20 protein-coding genes are annotated in these 22,846 nt (G+C 40.8%); 16 read left to right on the top strand and 4 right to left on the bottom strand.

The features are described 5' to 3' along the window. The 4 genes from JNO66_RS00275 to JNO66_RS00290 form a co-directional block, all read left to right on the top strand. Positions 1-376, top strand: a 376-nt coding sequence (locus tag JNO66_RS00275; protein WP_203086218.1) for a hypothetical protein, incomplete at its 5' end; no start/stop codon positions are given. Positions 377-516: 140 nt separating this feature from the next. Then, positions 517-1,716 (top strand): GTP-binding protein, encoded by a 1,200-nt coding sequence (locus tag JNO66_RS00280; RefSeq protein WP_203086219.1) that lies wholly within the window; start codon positions 517-519, stop codon positions 1,714-1,716. Positions 1,717-1,731: 15 nt separating this feature from the next. After that, positions 1,732-2,001: a 30S ribosomal protein S14 gene (gene rpsN / locus JNO66_RS00285; protein ID WP_203086220.1), complete on the top strand. Its 270-nt coding sequence runs from the start codon at positions 1,732-1,734 to the stop codon at positions 1,999-2,001. A gap of 94 nt (positions 2,002-2,095) precedes the next feature. Continuing rightward, positions 2,096-2,965: an SDR family oxidoreductase gene (locus tag JNO66_RS00290; RefSeq protein ID WP_203086221.1), complete on the top strand. Its 870-nt coding sequence runs from the start codon at positions 2,096-2,098 to the stop codon at positions 2,963-2,965. A 52-nt stretch (positions 2,966-3,017) separates the two neighbouring features. Here the strand turns inward: JNO66_RS00290 and JNO66_RS00295 are convergent, their stop codons facing one another. Then, the gene (locus JNO66_RS00295) at positions 3,018-4,232 is read right to left on the bottom strand and encodes a DUF418 domain-containing protein (protein ID WP_203086222.1); all 1,215 of its coding nucleotides are present in this window, start codon (positions 4,230-4,232) and stop codon (positions 3,018-3,020) included. A gap of 179 nt (positions 4,233-4,411) precedes the next feature. Here JNO66_RS00295 and nfsA point away from each other — a divergent pair, with 179 nt between their 5' ends. The 4 genes from nfsA to JNO66_RS00315 are packed head-to-tail and all read left to right on the top strand — an operon-like array spanning position 4,412 to position 7,749. After that, on the top strand, positions 4,412-5,155 hold the full coding sequence (gene nfsA / locus JNO66_RS00300) for an oxygen-insensitive NADPH nitroreductase (protein ID WP_203086223.1): 744 nt from the start codon (positions 4,412-4,414) through the stop codon (positions 5,153-5,155). Between the two features lie 41 nt (positions 5,156-5,196). Then, positions 5,197-6,357 carry a pyridoxal phosphate-dependent aminotransferase gene (locus JNO66_RS00305; protein WP_203087451.1) on the top strand — a complete coding sequence of 387 codons (1,161 nt, stop codon included), beginning with the start codon at positions 5,197-5,199 and terminating at the stop codon, positions 6,355-6,357. A 25-nt stretch (positions 6,358-6,382) separates the two neighbouring features. Beyond that, entirely contained in the window at positions 6,383-7,015 is a 633-nt protein-coding gene (locus tag JNO66_RS00310; RefSeq protein ID WP_203086224.1) for a fumarylacetoacetate hydrolase family protein, read from the top strand. An 8-nt stretch (positions 7,016-7,023) separates the two neighbouring features. Beyond that, positions 7,024-7,749 (top strand): glycerophosphodiester phosphodiesterase, encoded by a 726-nt coding sequence (locus tag JNO66_RS00315; RefSeq protein WP_203086225.1) that lies wholly within the window; start codon positions 7,024-7,026, stop codon positions 7,747-7,749. Here JNO66_RS00315 and JNO66_RS00320 read toward each other — a convergent pair. Genes JNO66_RS00320 through JNO66_RS00330 form a run of 3 tightly spaced genes read right to left on the bottom strand, consistent with a single transcriptional unit; the run spans position 7,744 to position 12,676 of the window. Further along, complete coding sequence (locus JNO66_RS00320; protein ID WP_203086226.1) at positions 7,744-10,107, bottom strand: glycogen/starch/alpha-glucan phosphorylase; 2,364 nt, start codon at positions 10,105-10,107, stop codon at positions 7,744-7,746. The genes JNO66_RS00315 and JNO66_RS00320 overlap by 6 nt on opposite strands. Beyond that, positions 10,055-11,554 (bottom strand): glycogen synthase, encoded by a 1,500-nt coding sequence (locus JNO66_RS00325; protein WP_203086227.1) that lies wholly within the window; start codon positions 11,552-11,554, stop codon positions 10,055-10,057. The genes JNO66_RS00320 and JNO66_RS00325 overlap by 53 nt, the downstream gene beginning before the upstream one ends. Before the next feature lie 15 nt (positions 11,555-11,569). Then, positions 11,570-12,676, bottom strand: a complete 1,107-nt coding sequence (locus JNO66_RS00330; RefSeq protein ID WP_210340732.1) for a sugar phosphate nucleotidyltransferase — start codon at positions 12,674-12,676, stop codon at positions 11,570-11,572. 258 nt (positions 12,677-12,934) lie between these two features. Between JNO66_RS00330 and JNO66_RS00335 the strand changes: the two genes are divergently transcribed. The 8 genes from JNO66_RS00335 to JNO66_RS00370 all read left to right on the top strand — a co-directional run bounded on the left by JNO66_RS00335 (position 12,935) and on the right by JNO66_RS00370 (position 22,720). Beyond that, on the top strand, positions 12,935-13,411 hold the full coding sequence (locus tag JNO66_RS00335; RefSeq protein ID WP_203086229.1) for a chemotaxis protein CheX: 477 nt from the start codon (positions 12,935-12,937) through the stop codon (positions 13,409-13,411). A 500-nt stretch (positions 13,412-13,911) separates the two neighbouring features. Beyond that, positions 13,912-15,453 carry a GNAT family N-acetyltransferase gene (locus tag JNO66_RS00340; protein WP_210340733.1) on the top strand — a complete coding sequence of 514 codons (1,542 nt, stop codon included), beginning with the start codon at positions 13,912-13,914 and terminating at the stop codon, positions 15,451-15,453. 183 nt (positions 15,454-15,636) lie between these two features. After that, positions 15,637-16,083, top strand: a complete 447-nt coding sequence (locus tag JNO66_RS00345) for a FixH family protein (RefSeq protein ID WP_203086230.1) — start codon at positions 15,637-15,639, stop codon at positions 16,081-16,083. Positions 16,084-16,194: 111 nt separating this feature from the next. Then, a complete protein-coding gene (locus JNO66_RS00350; RefSeq protein WP_203086231.1) occupies positions 16,195-17,826 on the top strand; it encodes a glycerol-3-phosphate dehydrogenase/oxidase in 1,632 nt (543 codons plus the stop codon). Positions 17,827-17,898: 72 nt separating this feature from the next. Then, the gene (locus JNO66_RS00355; protein ID WP_203086232.1) at positions 17,899-19,635 is read left to right on the top strand and encodes a phospho-sugar mutase; all 1,737 of its coding nucleotides are present in this window, start codon (positions 17,899-17,901) and stop codon (positions 19,633-19,635) included. An 18-nt stretch (positions 19,636-19,653) separates the two neighbouring features. Next, positions 19,654-20,640 carry a UDP-glucose 4-epimerase GalE gene (gene galE, locus JNO66_RS00360; protein WP_203086233.1) on the top strand — a complete coding sequence of 329 codons (987 nt, stop codon included), beginning with the start codon at positions 19,654-19,656 and terminating at the stop codon, positions 20,638-20,640. A 140-nt stretch (positions 20,641-20,780) separates the two neighbouring features. After that, a complete protein-coding gene (locus JNO66_RS00365; protein WP_203086234.1) occupies positions 20,781-22,193 on the top strand; it encodes a SpoVR family protein in 1,413 nt (470 codons plus the stop codon). A 107-nt stretch (positions 22,194-22,300) separates the two neighbouring features. Beyond that, entirely contained in the window at positions 22,301-22,720 is a 420-nt protein-coding gene (locus JNO66_RS00370; RefSeq protein WP_203086235.1) for a hypothetical protein, read from the top strand. Positions 22,721-22,846 lie beyond the last annotated feature (126 nt).

A 22,846-nucleotide genomic window follows, 5' to 3' on the forward strand; every position in this document is an offset into this window, starting at 1 on the left:
GGCTGAATCGACGAAGAGAAGGCGGAATCGACGAAGGGAGGACGGAATCAACAAAGAGGGGTTGGAATCGACGAAGAGAGGGCTGAATCGACGAAGAGAAGGCGGAATCGACGAAGGGAGGACGGAATCAACAAAGAGGGGTTGGAATCGACGAAGAGAAGGTGGAATCGACGAAGAGAGGACGGAATCGACGAAGAGAGGACGGAATCGACGAAGAGAGGACGGAATCAACAATGAGAGGACGGAATCAACAAAGAGAGGATGGAATCGACGAAGGGAAGGCGGAATCGACGAAGAGAGGATGAAATCGACGAAGAGAAGGCGGAATCAACAAAGAGAGGATGAAATCAACAAAGAGGCTGAAAGAATCGATTAAGAGCGCAATGATTTATCGGAAATTTATCCTCACAGAATTCGTCAAAGGATTAAATCGTAATAATTACGCTTTACATCTTAATAATCCGGGTGTATAATTCGTAATTGTTACGATTTGAGATTGTGAGAGGGGGAATGCTTGTGTCAACGATACCTGTTACTGTGTTGAGTGGATACTTAGGTGCGGGAAAGACAACTTTGATGAACCATGTGTTATCGAACAGAGAGGGACTTCGGGTTGCAGTCATTGTAAATGATATGAGTGAGATCAATGTGGATGCTGATTTGATTGAACAGGGTGGCTTTAATCGTACGGAGGAGAAGCTGGTTGAGATGTCAAATGGCTGCATATGCTGCACGTTGAGAGAGGATTTGTTAATTGAGGTTGAGCGTTTAGCGAAGCAAGGAAACATTGATCATATTTTAATTGAGTCAACTGGAATTTCAGAGCCGGTGCCTGTTGCACAAACGTTCTCTTATATTGATGAGGAGACGGGAATTAACCTTGGAGAGTATTGCCATCTAGATACGATGGTGACGGTTGTGGATGCGAATCGGTTTTGGCACGATTTTCATTCGGGCGAGTCCTTGCTTGATCGCAAACAAGCGATAAGTGAAGCTGATGATCGAGATATTGTTGATTTACTTATCGATCAAATTGAGTTCTGTGATGTCCTTATTCTAAATAAAACAGACATGCTTGAGCAGAAGCAATTGAACCTCTTAAAAGGGGTACTAAAAAAACTTCAACCTGAAGCTCGTATAATTGAAACAAATTATGGTGTCGTTGATCCGAAGCAAATTTTAAACACAGGACTGTTTAACTTTGAATCTGCGAGCACTGAAGTTGGTTGGATCAAGGAGCTTGAGGCGGAAGAGCATACACCCGAAACAGAGGAATATGGAATTGGTTCGTTTGTGTATAAGCGTAGACGTCCATTTCATTCTGAACGATTTGAAGCATGGTCTGATTATTTTCCTAAAGAAGTAATTCGTGCAAAAGGTACGGTTTGGTGCGCAACTCGGAATGATCTTGCACTTATGCTCTCACAAGCTGGTCCGCAAGCAACACTTGAGCCTGTTGCCTACTGGGTAGCTTCCTTGCCTAAAGCTGAACAGGTCTACTATAAACAAATGAATCCAGATACTCTTTCTGATTGGGACGAGAAATGGGGAGACCGGAAAACAGAAGTAGTCTTTATTGGAATTGAACTAGATAAAGAACGGATCACTCGTGAATTGGATGGTTGTCTTTTAACAGATGAAGAAATGAACCAGGATTGGAGTCAATTTGTGGATCCATATCCGTGGCAAGTATCAAGAGCTGAACAAACCACATAATTGGAGGAATGAATCATGGCAAAGAAATCTAAAATCGCAAAAGAACGGAAAAGACAGGAGCTTGTTGCTAGATATGCCGAGTTACGCAAGGAGCTAAAAGCAAAAGGAGATTATGCAGCCCTAAGAAAGCTACCTCGCGACTCAGCGCCAACAAGATTAACGACTCGTTGTGAAGTGACAGGACGACCGCGTGGGGTCATTCGCAAGTTTAAATTATCGCGAATCAAGTTCCGTGAAATGGCTCATCAAGGTCAAATTCCTGGCGTGAAAAAAGCGAGCTGGTAGAAGAGGGTTATCCTTCTTCTCTTTTTTTATGTTTAACGTAGACTTTAATGTGGGTACCCAATAACTAGAGTTAAATTATTGGAGGCCTGTAACAATGAATATAAATGAACAGTTAACAAATGGAATTCCGAAACAGAAACAAGAGAAGCAGCCAGGTAATGAACATGAGATGAACCCTCTTCCGATCTATGAATATGAGGATTACCAAGGATCAGGTAAGTTAAAGGATAAAGTCGCTCTCATTACTGGAGGAGACTCAGGTATAGGTCGTGCTGTTGCAGTTGGTTATGCGAAAGAAGGCGCTCATGTAGCCATCGTATACTTGGATGAACACGAGGATGCAGAAGCAACAAAGCAACGAGTAGAACAGGAAGGGGTTAAGTGCATTACCATTTCTGGGGATGTAGCTGACGAAACGTTCTGTATTGAATCCGTGCAACGTACGGTTAATGAGCTAGGTGGTTTAGATATTCTTGTCAATAACGCAGCTGAGCAACATCCTGTAAATAGCTTAAAGGAGCTTTCTGCTGAACAGCTTCAACGCACATTTGCAACAAACTTCTATTCATATGTGTATTTTACAAAAGCAGCACTTGATTATCTAAAACCAGGAAGCTCGATTATTAACACGTCTTCTATTAATCCGTACCGTGGAAATCCACAGTTAATTGATTACACGAGTACAAAAGGGGCGATCAACGCGTTTACCCGTTCCATGTCGCAATCACTAGTAAAAGAAAATATTCGTGTAAACGGCGTAGCACCGGGTCCAATTTGGACACCATTAATTCCAGCATCATTTGAGGAAGATGTGGTAGCTGAATTTGGTCAAAGCAATCCTATGGGTCGTCCAGGTCAGCCGGTTGAACATGTTGGAGTATATGTTCTTCTTGCTTCTCATGAATCTTCGTATATGACTGGACAGACCATCCATGTAAATGGTGGAGATTTTGTCACAACGTAACCCTTCCTATATTTAGAAAAACAGGACGCATCTTGCATCCTGTTTTTTTTTATTACTTTTTAAGTTTTGGTAGCTGCAGATACGTGCCAGCACGCCAGAGCCATTCAAGTGGGCCCATTCTAAAGAAAGTTAACCAAACTTTACTTAAAATAAGCTGAACGATAAAGACGGCGATGGCAATAAGCGCACCTACAAAGACACCGACGGAATTAAATAATCCGAAACCATAGTTATAGAAAATGGTAGTCATAATAAGTGATTGAAATAAATAATTGGTAAAAGCCATACGACCTGCGTAAGAGAGAGGTTGAAGGATTTTCCTTCCTCTATCCGTTGTAGCAGCTAATACAAAAGCAGATACGAAAAACATCGTAAGGAAGGGACCACCAAATAGTGATTGTAATTTACCTAATTGCATGCTTTCTGTTGCAAATATTACAGGAGTTTTTGTTAAAAGGGCAACGAGAAGTCCAATCCATAACATGGTTTTCCACTTGCGTTTGTGAGTAATAGGGTCTTTTATCCAACCTTTTCTCATAATATATGCACCGAGTAATATCAGACCAATTACACCAATGGCTTGAGTCGCTGTAAACATAATCGTTCCTAAGATTCCAGGGAATACTGGGTTTTCAGTTTGTCTAAATTCGACGACTTCAGAATAAGAGCCGTTCTCTAAAACATCAAATTCATTTTCATTGAATTCAATCGCAGGATTCATCTCTCTTATTTGTTCTTCGGTATAATTCTCCATACCAAATTCGTAGAGAGAATCCGGTACTAAAGCGCACGAACCAAGAAGTCCCACCATAATTAACCCAGTTATTACAAGTCCTCTTGCAGGCATCATAAGAGCGAAGAATAATAAAACAGAAGCAAGTGCATATGGAAGTAAGATATCTCCATTCCACAAATAAATAGCATGTAAGTAACCGAAAATTCCTAAAAGAATAGTACGGCGCCAAAACACACCGTTGAAATTTAATCCCTTCTCTAGTAATCGGTGCTTTTGTAATGCCATTCCGTATCCAAATAAAAATGAGAATAATGGATAAAAACTCGCTTGAACAAAAATAAATATTACGCTCTCAGCAAATTTGTCGATTCCTCCATTAGGATACTGATTAAACAGACTCGATTCATACATTAAGCCGTATTGAAAATGAAGGCTGTTTGCCAAAATAATTCCAAGTAAAGCAAACCCTCGTAGCATATCGAGCGTAATGATCCGATCCCCTTCTAAGGTCGGGTTGGAACGTTGACTCATTTCTTCAACTCCTCTTTTCTATATATAAATAAAGTGCTCACGGTTTCGATCTTTACTTTGACATGATAAAGTAGAGGGTAGAAACCACCAAATTCAAGTTTACACCAAAATCATCCAAATGTGTGATGATTATCTACAAGATAAAGAGTTAGAATATTTCATGAAAGAGGATGATTAAGATGACAAATCAAGTGATTCAAACAATGGGCGCTCACCGTTCTATTCGCAAATTTACAAATCAGGATGTAAGCACTGAACAAGTGGAAATGCTCACTGATACAGCTAGATGGGCACCGAGCTCTCACCATGTTCAAGCGTACAGTATCATTGTTATTCGCAATCAAGAGAAAAAAGAAACACTAAAAACATTAACCGGCGGACAGCAATGGGTTGCAGATTGTCCTGTTTTTTTAGTGATTTGTGCGGACTATCATCGGATCGGTGAAGCAACCAAGCGACATGAACAGTCTCTTGAAATTGGAGGGGCAGAGCAACTGCTTGTTGGTGCAGTAGATGCGGCGCTCGTAGCTCAAAATCTATTAACGGCAGCAGAGTCCATCGGTTTAGGAGGAGTGATGATCGGAGGGATTCGCAATAATCCTGTAGAGGTAGCCTCTCTATTAAAGCTTCCTAAAGCCACATTCCCTGTGATGGGGTTATGCTTAGGCTATCCGGACCAAGACATTGCACAGAAGCCTAGATTGCCAAAACAAGCATCTGTTTTTACCGAACAGTATGATGTGGAAGTCGTTGATCAAGCTTTAACGGAATACAATGATACGATGCACACGTATTATGGCTCTCGCCAGACAAATGCGAAACAGCAAACATGGTCTGAACAAATGGCGAACTATATGGGTAAGCCTAATCGGCCGCACATGAACGAATTTTTAAAGAGACAAGGGTTTTTAACTGATTTATAAAGAGAAGAAAATACTTGGGGATAGGGGAATCTGTACATACGATGAAAAGTGATGCGCTCAAACGATTACCAGATCAATTTTTTGCTGAATTAGTTCGTAAGACAATTGACGTAAAACAGAACCATGATGATGTCATTAATTTAGGTCAGGGGAATCCAGATCAACCAACACCCGCGCACATCATTGAAAAAATGAAGGATGCATCTTCAAATCCTCTTTATCACAAGTATGCTCCGTTTTCAGGGTTCCCTTTTTTGAAACAAGCGGTCGCTGATTATTACTTACGTGAATGCAATGTGACCATCGATCCTGAGACAGAAGTAGCAATTATGTCCGGGACAAAAACAGGACTAGTTGAAGTGAGTCAATGCTTGTTGAATCCAGGGGATACAGCACTTGTGCCAGATCCAGGCTATCCAGATTATTGGTCAGGTATTGCGCTAGCAGGGGCAGAGATGGTAGGGATGCCACTTTTACCTGAAAATGATTTTTTGCCTGATTTCCAAAAGATCTCAAAGGATATCTTAACAAACGCGAAGCTGGTGTTTTTAAATTATCCAAATAACCCGACAGGTGCCGTTGCAAGTGAGGAGTTCTTTCAACAAGTGGTAGGGCTTGGTCAGGAACACTCCATTCATATTGTTCACGATTACGCATATGGAGCCATCGGATTTGATGGAGAACGACCGATAAGCTTTCTTGAAACACCTGGCGCGAAGGATATAGGGATTGAGATGATGACACTCTCTAAAACGTACAATATGGCTGGCTGGAGAGTTGGATTTGCCGTAGGGAATAAAGAAATCATTGCGGCTATTAACTTAATTCAAGATCACTACTATTGTAGTTTATTTGGAGGGATTCAAGAGGCTGCAGCGCATGCACTAACGGCGGATCAGACATGCGTAAGTGAGTTAGTGAAAACGTATGAGTCCAGGCGAAACGTGTTAGTGGAAGAAGCGTCGCGAATTGGATGGAATGGTCAAGCACCTGCTGGATCATTCTTTGCATGGTTCCCTGTCCCAGATGGCTATTCCTCTGAAGCCTTTGCTGATCTTCTACTATATGAAGCAAGAGTGGTCGTTGCACCTGGAAATGGATTTGGTGAACACGGTGAAGGCTTTGTAAGACTTGGATTGCTTTGTGAAGAAGAAGAGCTGAGAGAAGCCATTAAACGGATTGAGAAGCTTAACGTATTTTAAAATTTGATCAAAGGGAGAGAGAATGATGACATTACAAGATGTGCAAAATATTTTTTGTGTTGGACGTAATTATGCGGAGCATGCAAAGGAGTTAGGTAATGAAGTACCAGACACGCCGATCCTTTTTACAAAACCAACCAATGCTCTTGCCACAGCAGATGGACAGACGTTAAACTACCCGAGTGATCAGGGAGACATACACCATGAATTAGAAATTGTTTTGAAGATAGGCAAGTCATCAGATGCACAGTCTGTCAATGATCGAGTAGTTGAGATGGCGCTAGGAATTGACTTGACGTTACGTGACCTACAATCAACACTTAAGAAAAAAGGTCACCCTTGGGAGCGAGCAAAGGGATTCCGCAATTCAGCCATCCTCACGCCATTTTGGTCGTTTTCATCTGTTGAAGACATTGAGCACACAACATTCACTCTTAAAAAAAATGGGGAAACTGTTCAGTACGGAAATAGCACACAAATGCTGTTTAACTTTCAACAGCTAGTAGATGAGTGTGAGCAGGCATTTGGTCTAGTTGAAGGAGACGTTATTTTCACGGGCACTCCAGAAGGTGTTGGTCCAATTTCAGATGGCGATGTGTTTACCCTTTTTTGGGGCGAAGAGGAAAAGGGTAGCTTTACCGTAGCATTCAATAAGTAGGAGGTTCCATGGTACAAACAAAGATTTTTGCTCATAGAGGCTTTTCCGGGAATTATCCTGAAAACACGATGACCGCTTTTAAAGAGGCTGTAAAAGCAGGCGCAGACGGAATTGAATTGGATGTTCAATTCACCCAGGATCATGTCCCCGTTATCATTCATGATCGAACTGTGAACCGTATGACTGATGGGAAAGGATTTGTCTGTGATTTCTCTCTAGCGGAGCTTCAAAAACTTCGGATGAAAGAGGATTCGTCGGAGCGTATTCCTACCTTTGAGGAATTTCTTCACTGGGTCGAGCCTCATTCAGTCTATTTGAATGTTGAATTGAAGACAGAATTAAAGGATCGAGGGGAAATACCGCAGCTTATTTTACCTTTACTTGCGAAATATGGTGTAGAAGAGCGGACGATCCTCTCCTCATTTGATCATAAGGCACTATACGCTGCGAAGCAGAAAAAGCCGCATATTGAGTCAGCGGCTTTAATCCATCAAGCAATGATGAATCCAAGTGAATATTTAGTAACGCTAGGTGTCGAAGGGATTCATTTTAAGGCTTCAACTTTGTTAATGGATGAGGTTGCTGAGCTACAAGAGAAAGGCTATCATCTCAGACCGTATACCGTAAATACTGTGGATCAAATGAACCAATTCTTTACATGGGGATGTGAAGGGATTTTTACGGATTACCCTGACCTAGCCTTAGCTGTTCGTAAAGAGTTCAAACGCTTATAAATGCCAAATCTCTTTTGCATACTCAGCAATGGTTCGGTCACTTGAAAAGTAACCAGAGTGACTAATATTAATTAAGCATTTTTTCTGCCAGGTACGTGGGGTGAGGTATAGCTCCTGTACCTGGTTTTGTGCTTGCACATAGCTTCCAAAGTCTTTTAAAAGGAAATACTCATCTCCATTTTCAACTAATGAATAATAGATGTCTTGAAACGCAACTTGATCGCCTTTAAGTGAACCGTTTACTAGTCGATGCAGGACCTTTTGCAGCCTGCGATCCTGATGGAATACCTCACGAGGATCGTATTGACCATTCTGTTCATAGGCCAAAACCTCTTGAGCTCGAAGACCAAAATCAAAGAAATGATCTGTAGAAACTAAATCAGTCATTTCAATGTTTGCCCCGTCCATCGTACCAATCGTTAATGCCCCGTTCATCATCATCTTCATATTTCCAGTGCCAGACGCTTCCTTTGAAGCCGTTGATATTTGTTCGCTTACATCTGCAGCAGGAATAATAAGCTCCGCCTGTGAGACGTTATAATTCGGGAGAAAAAGAACTTGAATTTTACCTTTTGTTAAAGAATCTTCATTGATCTGACTTGCCACTGATGTAATTAAAGAAATGATTCGTTTAGCATAAAGATAGCCAGGGGCAGCTTTTGCTCCAAAGATAAAGGTCCGTGGTACTTTGATAGAATCCGGCTTATCGTGACACAGGTCCCAAAGATACATGACATGTAACAAATTTAATAGCTGACGTTTGTAGCCATGTAGTCTTTTGATGTGCACATCAAAAATTGAATGTTCCATTATTTGATGTCCTGTTTTATCAAAGATTTTATTGGCTAGCCTTTGTTTATTTTGTTGTTTAATAGCGTGAAGCTCATCAAGAACGGCATCATCATCTGTGTACTTTAGTAATTTTGTGAGATCATCCGGCTTTTCTTTCCACGACTCCCCAATTAATCTGGTAATAAAATTCGTTAACAAAGGATTTGCATTTAGGAGCCACTGTCTGTGACTAATTCCGTTTGTTTTATTTGTAAATCTCTCGGGAAATCGAATCGAAAACGATTTCAAAAGTTCGTCTTTCAAAATGGTTGAGTGCAGTTTTGCTACACCGTTAATCGTGTGACTCCCTATCACAGCGAGTCTTGCCATATGAATCACATCATCTGTGATAATGGAAAGGTCATTAAGACTTTCCCATTCCTCAAGCCCCCGATATTCAACATCTAGGCAATGTCTTCGATTGATCTCTTCAATAATTAAAAAAATGCGTGGGAGCTGCTCTTTCACTAGGAACACAGGCCACTTCTCTAATGCTTCATTCATCAACGTATGATTTGTGTAGGACACAGTCGACAACACGATGCTCCAAGCTTCTTCCCATGAGAGGTCATGCTCATCTACTAGTAATCTCATGAACTCCGGGATGATTAGAGTAGGGTGTGTATCGTTTATTTGAATAGCAAGCTTGGAGGGGATCTCCTGAAGTGTACCTCCACTTTGTAGGTAATCAAATAAAATAGATTGAATACCCGCGGACACAAGAAAGTACTGTTGGCGTAATCTTAGAACCTTACCATCATAATGAGAATCATCTGGATACAGAAATTCAGTAATCTCCTCAGCTTTTCGTTTCGTTGATGCGTAGGCTTCAAATGTACTGTCCGATGCAGCAGGTGTAGATTCGGCTCGCCAGATGGTTAGGTCGTTTACTTGATTATTTTTGTAACCAAAAATAGGTATTTGATAAGGAACCGCTATGATCTCTTCAGGATTGTGAAGGTGGAATGTTAGACGGTCGTTATGCTGGCTCATATGTACGGAGCCACCAAAACGAACAACAATCGCTTGGCCAGGTTTTTGTGCTTCCCAGGCGTAGCCCGAATCACTGACCCATTGATCAGGTAGCTCAACCTGTTGCTGGTTATTAATTTTTTGCTTAAATAGCCCGTATTGATAGCGTAAGCCCATCCCGTGACCGGAGTATCCCAGTGCGGCTAGTGAATCTAAGAAGCAGGCAGCGAGCCTTCCTAAACCACCGTTACCAAGCGCGGCGTCTAGCTCACTTTGAAACACCTCGGTTGGCTCATATTGAAACGACTCTAAGACCTCCTTGCAGGAATCAAGCAGGTCTAAGTTTAGAAGATTTGTTTCAATAAAGCGGCCAGGGAGGAATTCCATTGAGAAATAAAATACCTGCTTCGTTTGAGGTGATTTGGATTCATTGTTCTCAGAAAATTCTTTGACCAACGAAGCAATCGTGGTAAGCGCATGTTGTGGTGTGCGCGGTTCTGCATTAACTAATTGCTTCGATAAGGCTTTTTTGAATCTGTCTTTGTTGATTGTCATCTTGATCAAACACTCCTTTTTGCTCACGAAGCCCGTCGTATACATGCTGGTACTCTAAGGCTGATTTTCGCCATCCGAGCTCAGTTCGAGCGCATCCAGCTACTAGTTTGTTCCACTGATGCTTATGGTGAAAGTGGGAGAGAGCCCTTTGAATGGTTAAACGTAGCTCACCAGGAGTCTGGTTAAAGAAAGTAAAGCCATTACCCGTTCCAGTGTGAGGCTGATAGGCTTGAATCGTATCTTTTAATCCTCCTGTTTCCCTGACAATCGGTACACAGCCATAACGCAAGGCGATAAGCTGACTTAATCCACACGGTTCAAATAAAGAAGGCATTAAAAGGAGATCGGAGCCTGCATAGATACGTCGTGCTCTTCCTTCATCAAATCCTTGGAAGAAACAGAGCTTAGTTGGGTAACGATGCTGCAAATCGTTCAGTCCGTTCTCAAGTTCCGGGGAACCATTTCCTAAAACAACGACTTGCATTCGCTCATGAGCAAGCATGTCATGTAAGGTTTCGATTAAAAGTTGAATCCCTTTCTCAGGAACAAGCCTTGAAACGACTGCAAGCAGCGGGGTAGAAATAGAAAGTGACAACCCAGCTTCAGCTTGTAAACTGCGTTTATTAATATCTGAAGCGCTAGACCGATTTGTGTAAGGGGCGATAAGCTCCTTATCTGTCTGTGGATTATATTCGTCTAAGTCAATTCCATTCACAATTCCAATAAGATCATTCGCTCGTTCTTTAAGTAAGCGATCCAGCTTATAGCCAAAGGCTGGTTCCTGAATTTCAAGAGAGTAGGTAGGGCTAACGGTTGTTATTTTATCCGCCTCGGCAATCCCTGCTTTTAAATAGTTGATTTGACCATCCATTTCCAGAATGGAGAATGCTTGATCATCAAAATGAAGTAATTCTTCAAAAATCGAAGCTGGAAATTGTCCTTGATAGGCAAGGTTGTGAATGGTCAATACCGTTTTAATTTGATGATTCCATTGTTTAGCTCGAATATAAGCAGGGAGTAACCCCGTTTGCCAATCGTGACAGTGAAGGATATTCGGTTTTTGTTCCCTAGAACTGATCCATTCTAAAACGGCATGGCAAAAAAACGCATACCGTTCTCCATCGTCATGACAACCGTACAAGAGCGGACGGTTGAAATAGTATTCATTTTCAAAGAAAAGATAGCGAATTCCTTGATGTTCTAGCTCAAAGACATGACAGGCTTGCTCGCGCCAACGGACCCAGACAGAAAGAGTAGTGACCCAGTTTAGTTTGTTGGCCCAATCACTCGCGAGTGACTGATGCTTAGGGAGGATAACAGTAACCGCTCCGCGAGGCATAGATAATGCCTGCGGGAGCGAGCCAATCACATCGGCTAACCCACCTGTTTTAAAAAAAGGTGTACATTCTGTTGCTACATGGAGGATATCTAAATGGTTTTCAGTCATACAGGGTTACTCCTTTTACTTAATATTCTTGAGCAGATGGTTACTAATCATTGCGTGAGCTGGTTTTGTCTTTGAAAGTCGATGTACAACAGAAGGAGTAATGAGCATAATTTCGTTGTCTGAGGCGAATGACATATGATCTGGGATATGAGTATTCTCAGCCACGATCACTCGATGTAAGTAAACGTTTTTTCCAACTGATGCACCAGGTAGAATTACAGACTGATAAACCGCTACTCCTTCTGAAATATAAGCAGTAGGAGAAATAACGGATTCAGCAATCTTTCGTTCCTTTGCTTCCTTTACTGACTGAATAGATATTGGAGTAAAGGCAGACGTGAGAGGTGTTGTAAACAATGGCCATTCTTGATCTGTCAGAAGAAATGGTGAGGTCCCTTTAATAAGATCCATTTGCGTCTCCCAGTAAGTTTGGATCGTACCTACGTCTCTCCAATATTGATCATAAGGAAATGCGTAAAGCTTTGCCTCGTGAACAAGACATGGAAGAATGTCTTTGCCAAAATCATGACTTGATGCTGGATTCACAGAGTCGTCTAATAGACATTCTTTTAAGTAAGACCAATTAAACAGATAGATGCCCATTGAAGCGGTTTGGCTTTTAGGATGCTCAGGTTTCTCTTCAAATTTGAGCACCCTATTCGTGTCGTCAACACGTAAAATGCCAAAGCGACTCGCTTCTTCCTTTGGAACCGTTAATGTAGCGACCGTTACATCGGCATCCTTCTGTTGGTGGAACGTTAACAGTTCCTCGTAATTCATCTGATAAATATGATCACCTGAAAGAATAAGGACATGAGTTGGCTCGCGTTCTTCAAGATACTGTACATTTTTGTAGACGGCATCTGCTGTTCCCTCGTATGTTGAATTGGTTGCTGGTAAGCAATCAATAGAAAGTCCATAGGACTCACTATTCTCTAGATGAGAATGAAGGGTTTCAGGTTTATACTGTGTTAAAACACCTGCATGTTTGATACCTGAATGGATGCAATTGCTAATTGTGTAGTCAATAATGCGATGATTGCCTCCAAAAGAGACGGCTGGTTTCGATTCATTTCTTGTTAAAGCACCTAGTCTTGTACCTGCACCCCCTGCTAAGATCATAGCGACACAATTCACCATAGAGTTCACATAACTCCCCCTTTTTTTCTCACGCACATTGTTATGAAGTGATTATGTATTGATACGTATGTCTATGTAACCGTTTTCTATTCCTCGATATCTCAGCTTTCTAAAAAAACAACTTTCTCATGCTTTAAATCCTTCAGAATTTATTCACAACAGTCGATAAATAGATAACAAAACATTGTCAGTCTTGGATTGTAGAACGTTAAGATAAACAATGAAACACTAGGGGGAACTATGGACGCTAGATATGTAAATGCGATTGTAAGAGCAACAAAAGGAATTTTAACCACACATTTAGGAGCCGAAGTAACTTCTCTTACACCAAAGGTTGGAACAGGAAGCGTCACAAGTAGTGAAATCTCTGTGATTCTTGGTGTAAAGGGGCAGTTAGCGGGCCAGATTATATGTAGCTTTAAAAAAGACACTGCCTTACAGATTGTAGGGAAGATGATGGGTGGAATGTCTATCACGGAACTTGATGAAATGAGTTGGAGTGCTGTTAAGGAATTTGGAAACTGGATCGCAGGCACGACTGCAACAGAGTTATCAAATGAGAACTGTATTATTGATGTCACTCCACCAGTTACAAATGAAGGGTCATCCATTTTTCATTCATCCGAAAAGTATTTAACTTTATCACTAGAAACAACGGTTGGCTCCATAGATATTCACATATCTTTCCAGGTTGTTGAGGAAACACTTAGCATTTAAGAAGCAAAATATGAGCAGATTGGTACGAGGCTGGGACAAAACATTAAAGTAGCGAGTAAAACGCGAAATATAGCAAAAATTCCGCTGCAGGAGAAACCCTCGCTTTCCGCGGACACGGCTTCAGCCTCATCCGTGGAAGAACACCACTCCTGAGTCTTCAGACACGTGTTTTTCCGCAGGAGTCTCGGGTTCTCCTTCCGCTCGATTTTTCAAAAAACACGAATGGCGAATGATTCTACGATCGAATCATTCGCCATTTTCTAATTGATTTTTAGTTTTGTCTCAGCTTCGTTTTTAATTGACCAGTCGAGGGGATTCTCATTAAGCGTATGGATGTATTGTTCACTTTTTCGTAATTAGTTTTGTCTTATGTGCAGGCTCCATTTCTTGATCATCATAACTCTATGAACAATTAGGTGAAAATACTATTCAAACGTTTGAAAAAAGGGTAAACTACCTATCGTAATCTCTGTGTTGAGATCTGGAAGGAGTGGACGATTATGAAAGAAATTGATGTTTCAAAATTTGAGAAAAAGATGATTATTCGAAACATCGAGGCGGGTGACTTCGATGATATTATAGCAATGTCGAAATTATGCTTTAAAAATATGGAGCCTTGGAGATACGACCAGCTTCGTAGCCATATTGAAATCTTTCCTGAAGGCCAATTTTGCGTTGAGTATGACGGAGAAATAATCGGTTCCTGTTCAAGTTTAATTATTAACTTTGATGAATATGACGACCAGCACACTTGGGATGAGATTACAGATGAAGGGTATATTACAAACCATGATTCAGAAGGATACAATCTCTATGGAATCGAAGTAATGGTTCATCCGAACTATCGTAGAATGAAGATCGGTCGTAGATTGTATGAAGCGCGTAAGGATCTGGCACGTGAGCTGAATCTTAAAAGCATAATTATTGGTGGACGTATACCAAACTATTCGAAGCATGCGGCAGAACTTACACCACGTCAGTATGTAGAAGAAGTGACAATGCATAATCTGTATGATCCAGTTCTGACCTTCCAGGTTGTGAATGGATTTACGTTAAAACGAGTAAACTCCAATTATTTAGATGATGACAAAGCCTCCATGCGTTATGCAACGCTTATGGAGTGGAATAATATTGACTATAGACCAACGATTCCTAAACGTAAATTTAAGACATCGTTCCCGGTTCGAATCACAACGATTCAATATGAAATGAAGAAGATTGCTTCCTTTGAAGAATTTGCAGTACAGTGCGAATATTATACAGATGTTGCTGCTGGATTTAATTCGGACTTTGCCATTTTCCCAGAGATCTTCACGTTGCAGCTTCTTTCCTTCTTACCAGAGAAGAGTCCGAGTCGAGCCATCCGACGTTTAACAGAATTTACGGAGGACTATATTGAACTCTTCACAACACTTGCAGTTCGTTACAATATTAATATTGTTGGAGGCTCTCACTTCGTTGAAGAGGAAGGAAAGATTTACAACATTTCATACCTCTTTAGAAGAGATGGAACGATTGAGAAGCAATACAAGATCCATGTGACTCCAAACGAACGATTATTCTGGGGTATTTCCGGTGGAGATGAAGTGAAGGTATTTGATACAGATTGCGGAAAGATTGCCATTCAAATCTGTTATGATATTGAATTCCCAGAGCTAGCACGAATTGCTGTCGATAAAGGAGCGAACATTATTTTTACGCCGTTCTGTACTGATGATCGTCAAGGCTACCTGCGTGTTCGTTATTGTTCTCAAGCACGTGCCATTGAAAATCAGCTATATACGGTTATCTCTGGTACAGTCGGAAATCTTCCTGATGTTGAGAACATGGACATTCAATATGCTCAGTCTGGAATCTTTAGTCCGTCTGATTTCACATTTGCACGTGATGGCATTGTAGGAGAGTGTAATCCTAACATTGAAACGGTGGTCGTGGGAGATGTTGACCTTGAAATTCTACGTCGTCACAGACGTTCCGGTAGTGTCAATCAGCTTCGCGACCGTCGCCATGATGTTTACCACATCTCATATAAGCAGCCTTAATAAGGCAAAGAGTCTGAGACAAAACTAAAAATCACTTTGAAAAGGCGAATGGTTCAATTGTAGAATCATTCGCCTTTCGTGTTTTACTCGCTACTTTAATGTTTAGTCCCCGACTTCTTTTTATATGTTTGTGCCGGTTCATATTAGGCGAAGCTGTTAAGAAAAAGACTGGTAGGGATTTGTATGATTGAACGATTACAACCAAGAGTGTATGTACCATTAGTAGGATTGGTGCTTCTTTTTGGCTCTCTCTTTTACATGAGCATTGTGAATCCAATGTTTAAAATGGAAAAGGAAGAGCATTGGAATATACATGTAGTTCATGTTGCTGAGGGCTATCGACCATTTAAAACAGAATCCGTTCAGTTATTTCTACAAAATGGCGAAGGGGAACCTGCTAAGGGGGAACAGGTCAAGTTGGAGCTGAACTCTCAATCAGGAATGAATGAGCACCATTGGATGCATCACATAGAAGATGGTTTATATCAAACAGAACTATCATTTAAAGAATCAGGACAGTGGCAAGGAAGTGTAACCGTTTCAAACGGTAAATATCAAAATGAATTTCCTTACACCATCTATGTACAACCTGGAGCAGAAAAAATACAATTAGGTGAATATAGAAAATAGAATGAAAGAGTTGTTTGATGTATACTACAAGAAAAGGAAACAAGGCTGAAACATTAACCTGTTGAATTCCGTATAGAACTGGCAATAGGGATGTAGGGGGGAGTGGACCCGGTGAGTAGAACGTTTTCAGGGGAGAATCGAGCAAACCATATTGAAGAGCTAAAAGAAAAAGGGCTTGAAGTATTGGTGATTGGTGGGGGAATTACAGGTGCAGGGATTGCACTTGATGCCAGAGTAAGAGGTTTTAATACAGGAATCATTGATCAACATGATTTTTCAGGAGGATCATCGAGTCGCTCGAATAAGCTAATACAAGGTGGTCTAAGTGAGCTTAAACATCTCGATGTAAAGGCCTTCGCTGAGCTTGGAAGAGAGAGAGCGGTCATACTAGACAACGCTCCGCATCTTGTTTCACCTATAAGCATGCTAATGCCAGTCTATAAAAAAGGAGCATTTGGTCGAATTCAAGCTTCATTAAGTTTGCGTATTTACGATCGTTGGGTTGAATTAAACAAAAAAGATCGAAGACATATGTTAAATAAGAAACAGATTCAAAAGCAAGAGCCCCTCTTACGAACAGATAACTTAAAAGGGGGCGGACTATACACGGAGTATCAATTAAATGATGCGCGGTTAACGATTGAAGTCTTAAAGGTTGCGACAACGAGAGGCGCTGTTGCTGCTAATTACTTAAAGGCAGAATCCTTTTTATACGAGCAAGGAAAAGTGGTTGGTGTGATGGCAGTCGATCAGCTAACAGGTGAAGCGCATAAAATATTTGCAAACTATATTGTGAATGCAGCTGGCTCCAACATGAACCACCTGAGAGAGCAAGATCGCTCACTTGATGAAGTGGTGGATAAAACGAACGAAAAGCTTCATGTTGTGATCGATCGTAAGTCACTACCTATCCAGCAAGGAATTTATTTTGAAAGTAAGGATGGTCAAATGCTTTACGCCATCCCATTTGGTGAAAAAATCTACGTTGGATCTGCATATGTTGACCGCTCTTCAAAAGATGGTGTGTCACAAGCCATTCAGACCCTTTTGGATTCATTAAACCATACGTTTCAAGCGACTCCGTTAATGTCAAAACAGATTGAATCGTTTTGGATAGACACAGAACGTAGTATGACTAATCAAAAACTCAACAAAACAGAAGAGATTGTGATTTCATCCTCAGGGCTAAGGTCGGTTTACTGTCATCATACAGCCGGCTATCGAGTGGTGGCAGAGCGAGTCATTGATTCCATTGAGAAAGAGCATAGTCGTTCCTTTGGAAGTCAGACAGATTCCATCACTCTTTCTGGAGGGCAAGTCGGTGGTTTAGACCGATTTGAAGACTTCCTGAAAACAAAGGCTGAAGAAGGGGAAGCTCTTGGACTTACCTATGACGAAGCCTATGCACTGTCTATCTTATATGGTTCTAATATTACAAATATATGGTCAAGAGTTCGGACGAGTAGAAGACGAGCAGCAGAATCTGGCTTACCTCCTATTTTATTTGCTCAATTAACGTATGCGATTGAAGAAGAAATGGTTGTTTCACCATTAGACTTTTTAGTACGCCGCACGCATGCACTTTATTTTAACCGCCCGCTAATGGAGAAATGGATGAATCCAATTTTTCGTTATATGCAGGATCGCTTTCAGTGGGATGAACAGGAAAGTATGCATTGGCAGGACGAATTAGACAAAGAACTAGCAAAACATAGTCTATCTGATACAAAAAACAAAGAGTAGCCGGAATAGGTAAATAGTAGTAAAATAGTAACGTTATAAACAGTGAGCTGATATATAGTAGGAGGAGATTTTTTGAACTGGAACGATAGCTACACAAGATGGTCAACGTTTGCAACACTAGAGCAAGACGTAAAATCTGAGTTAGATGCAATAAAAGAGAATGAAACAACTCTTGAGGATTGCTTCTACAAGAATCTTGAATTCGGAACAGGCGGAATGCGTGGAGAAATTGGTCCTGGTCCAAATCGAATGAATACATACACAGTTCGTCGCGCAGCTAAAGGTCTTGCTGATTATTTAGAAAGCAAAGGAGAAGATGCAAAGAAACGTGGTGTTGTGATTGCATATGATTCTCGTCATAAATCTCCACAATTTGCTAGAGAGGCTGCATTAACGCTTGGTAAGCAAGGAATCACAGCTTACGTTTTTAATGATCTTCGTCCGACGCCAGAGCTCTCTTTTGCAGTAAGGCACCTAGGAGCTTATGCGGGAATCGTTATCACTGCAAGTCATAATCCACCTGAATACAATGGCTTTAAGGTTTATGGTCCAGACGGTGGCCAGCTTCCTCCAGGTCCAGCTGATGAACTTGTAAGCTATGTTGATGCGATTCAAAATGAACTTCTTATTGAAGTAGGAGAAGAAACCCAGCTAAAAAGTGAGCTTCTCTATCAAATTGTTCCACAAGACGTGGATGACGCTTACAATGAACAACTTAAAACCATCTTGGTTCAGCCTGAATTAGTGCGTGAACAAGGCTCAACCGTTCATATCGTTTTTACACCACTACATGGAACGGCGAATGTTCCGGTTAGACGAGTACTTGCAGATGCTGGTTTTACAAATGTAACTGTGGTTCCAGAACAAGAGCTTCCAGATCCAAACTTCTCTACGGTGAAATCTCCCAACCCTGAGGAGCATGCTGCATTTGAGTATGCAATGAAGCTTGGAGAAGAGAAAGAGGCTGATCTACTTTTAGCTACGGACCCTGATGCTGACAGAGTAGGACTTGCTGTAAAAGATCACGAAGGAAACTATCAAGTATTAACAGGAAATCAAACGGGTGCCCTATTGCTTGATTACTTGTTAACGAAACAGAAAGAAGACGGAACGCTTCCACAGAATGGAATTGTTTTAAAAACCATTGTTACGTCTGAGATCGGTGCAAAGATTGCAGAGCACTTTGGGTTGAAATCTCTTGATACATTAACAGGATTCAAATTTATTGGTGAAAAGATTAAGGAATACGAAGAATCTGGCGAGCATACGTTCCTATTTGGATACGAAGAAAGCTATGGCTATTTAATTGGTGATTTTGTACGAGATAAAGATGCAGTTCAGGCTTGTTTATTAGGAGCAGAACTAGCACTATATTACAAAGAGCGTGGAATGACGATCTACGAAGGACTTCAGGAAGTGTTCTCAAAGTACGGATTCTATCGTGAAGGTCTTGAGTCACTTACACTAAAAGGTAAAGCTGGTGCTGAGAAAATTAATAGTATTTTAGCATCATTCCGAATGGACCCTCCAAAAGAAATGAATGGTATTCAAATTGATTCAGTTGAAGATTACCATTCAAGCGAACGCTCGTTGCTTGTCACTGGAGAAAAAGAAACAATTGCTTTGCCTGTATCCAATGTACTTAAGTATAAGCTTGCGGATGGTTCTTGGTTCTGTATTCGTCCATCTGGAACAGAACCAAAGGTGAAATTCTACTTTGGTGTGAATGCGGCGAATGACGAGGACAGTAAAGAAAAATTAGCTGCACTGCGTACGGCGGTTATGGATTACGTCAATCAATTTATTTAAGAAAGTGGGAATGACATTATGGCAATTTTAGTCACTGGTGGTGCTGGTTATATTGGTAGCCATACCGTTCTTCATCTGTTAGATAAAGGAGAAGACGTTATAGTTGTTGATAATCTAACAAAAGGCCATCTGGATGCATTGCAAGGAGCTACTTTATATGAAGGAAATCTTTTAGATGGAGAATTTCTTGATAAAGTATTCACAGAGCAGCAAATCGATGCAGTGATTCACTTTGCAGCAGATTCATTGGTTGGCGAGAGTGTTGCAGAGCCGTTAAAGTATTATCATAACAACGTAATTGGTACACATTCGCTTCTTACAAAGATGGTTGAACACAACGTGAAAAATATCGTGTTCTCCTCTACGGCAGCAACATATGGAGAGCCTGAACAGGTGCCGATTGTTGAGACACTGCCAACGAATCCAACGAATCCGTATGGTGAAACAAAGCTTGCAATCGAAAAGATGCTTAAATGGTCTGACCAAGCGTACGGACTGAAATCCATTTGCTTGCGCTACTTTAATGCAGCCGGTGCTGATCCAGAAGGACGAATTGGTGAAGATCATGATCCAGAATCACATCTCATTCCGATTGTTCTTCAAACGGCTTTAGGTCAAAGAGAACAGGTTCAAGTATTTGGAGATGATTACGATACGGAAGATGGTTCATGTATCCGTGATTATATTCACGTAATGGATTTAGCTGATGCTCACTTTTTAGCAGTGAAGAAGCTTATGAACGATCGAACAAGTTCGATTTACAATCTTGGGATTGGTCAAGGTTTCTCCGTTAAACAAGTCATTGATGTATGTCGAGAAGTAACACAGCGTGAGATCCCTGCAGCCGTTGCACCAAGACGTGCGGGAGATCCAGCCGTATTAATTGCTTCTCCTGAAAAAGCAAAATCAGAGCTTTCTTGGGAACCGAAGTTTACAAAGCTACATGACATTGTTAAGCATGCATGGAGCTGGCATTCAGCTCATCCGAATGGGTACGATGATTAATATCTATAGAAAAGAAAGCGAGTTTTCTTTAATGGAGAGCTCGCTTTTTTTGATGTTTTGTGATGTACGAGAATTCGCTCATAATTTATAGAGAACACCTCATATAGTAAAAGAAGGAACAAGTGAGGGGGAGAACGTACGTGTCAAACGATTGGAAGGACTTAGAACGAGCCATTGCAGAGATTACGGAAATTGCCACCGGTTTTGGATTGGACTTTTATGATATGCGTTACGAGATTTGTCCTGCAGAAATTATCTACACCATTGGAGCCTATGGTATGCCAACACGTTACAATCACTGGTCCTTTGGAAAACAATTTCATAAAAGTAAGCTCCAATATGACCTAGGTTTAAGTAAAATCTATGAGCTTGTTATTAACTCAGATCCTTGTTATGCATTCTTACTCGACAGTAATTCGTTGATTCAAAATAAACTCATTGTGGCGCATGTTCTAGCACACTGTGATTTCTTCAAGAATAATGTCCGGTTTTCTAATACTAGACGAGATATGGTTGAAAGCATGAGTGCCACATCAGAACGCATTGCTCATTACGAACACTTGCATGGAAAAGAAGAGGTCGAAACGTTTTTAGATGCGGTACTAGCTATTCAGGAACATATCGACCCTAGTCTTTTGCGTCCGAAGTTAAATTGGTCACTGAATGAAGAGGAAGTAAAGCAATTAAAAAATAGAAGTGAATATGATGATTTATGGGATTTAGACGGTACAAAGAAAGCAGAGCCGGAATCACATCTCAAGAAAAAAATGCAATTCCCACCTCAGCCTGAAAAGGACATTCTCTTATTTATTGAGGAATACAGCCGTGAGCTAGAAGATTGGCAACGTGACGTGCTAACGATGATGAGAGAAGAAATGCTTTATTTCTGGCCGCAGCTTGAAACAAAAATTATGAATGAAGGTTGGGCTTCTTATTGGCACGCGCGAATTTTAAGAGAAATGGATTTAACCACTGATGAAACGATTGAGTTTGCGAAATTGAATGCAGGTGTGGTTCAACCTTCAAAAACATCCATTAATCCCTATTATTTAGGATTAAAGATTTTCGAGAACATTGAGCAGGAATATGATAATCCTAGTGAAGAAATGCAAAAGCGACAAGGAGTAAAACCTGGAAGCGGTCGCGAGAAAATGTATGAAGTGCGAGAAATCGAGTCTGATATATCCTTTATTCGAAATTACTTAACAAAAGATCTTGTGATGCGCGAGGATATGTATTTGTTCCAAAAACAGGGAAGTGAATATAAGATCATTGATAAGCAATGGGAAACTGTTCGCGATCAGCTTGCATCTTCCAGGGTAAACGGTGGGTTTCCTTATTTAAGCATTACAGACGGAGACTATTTAAAAAATGGGGAGCTTTATATTACTCATAGCTTTGAAGACACTGAGCTTGATGTTTCTTATTTAGAGAAAGTCATGCCTTACCTTTATCAGCTTTGGGGAAGACCGATCCATTTGCAGTCCCAAATAAATGATAAGCCAATTTGCTTTTTATTTGACGGTAAGAAAATGCAGAGGAAGTACATCTAGCGATCAAATGCAGGGCGACAAATCCTCTTTACAGGATGATCGCCTTTTTTCTATTACATAACGTCACAACACATAAGGACATACTAAGAAAAAAAGGAGATCTTAGTATGCGTACTATTATTACGTTTATATGTCTGATTGTAATGGTCATACCTCTCGTAAGCTGTCAAAATCAAGAAAGAGAACAAACACCTCCTGCACAGGTCCAATCAGTGGGAGATTATGAAGAAGCGATTCAAACACTCACCCTGCAAGTTGTGTATGAAAATGGTGAGGAGGTACGAGTGCACTATGTGCAAAATGACAAAGAAGAATGGGTATATCATAATGATCTCGTGGCAGGAGTGACCGAAGAAAACCTACAAGAAAAAATTGACGAACTAACGATTGATCCACAAACATTCTCGGAAGTCGTGCTTCAACAAGTTCGTTATGTTTTTGATTTTGGTGGAACGTATGATGTGTTAGATTTAGCCATTACGTTCACAGATGGAAAAGAAAAAAGATATGGGACAAACGATCAATGAGGTCGTTTGTCTTTTTAAACGAATAGTTAAGGTATTTCACACATAAAATGAAAGCGCTCTTTCAAAACGTCAGAAATGTAAAAATAATTAGGAAGAAACGATTGACTGTTTGAGGCGATCAAGGTA

This window comes from Alkalicoccobacillus gibsonii, assembly GCF_016798245.1.
In the GTDB taxonomy this organism is placed as follows: Bacteria; Bacillota; Bacilli; order Bacillales; family Bacillaceae_D; genus Alkalicoccobacillus; species Alkalicoccobacillus gibsonii.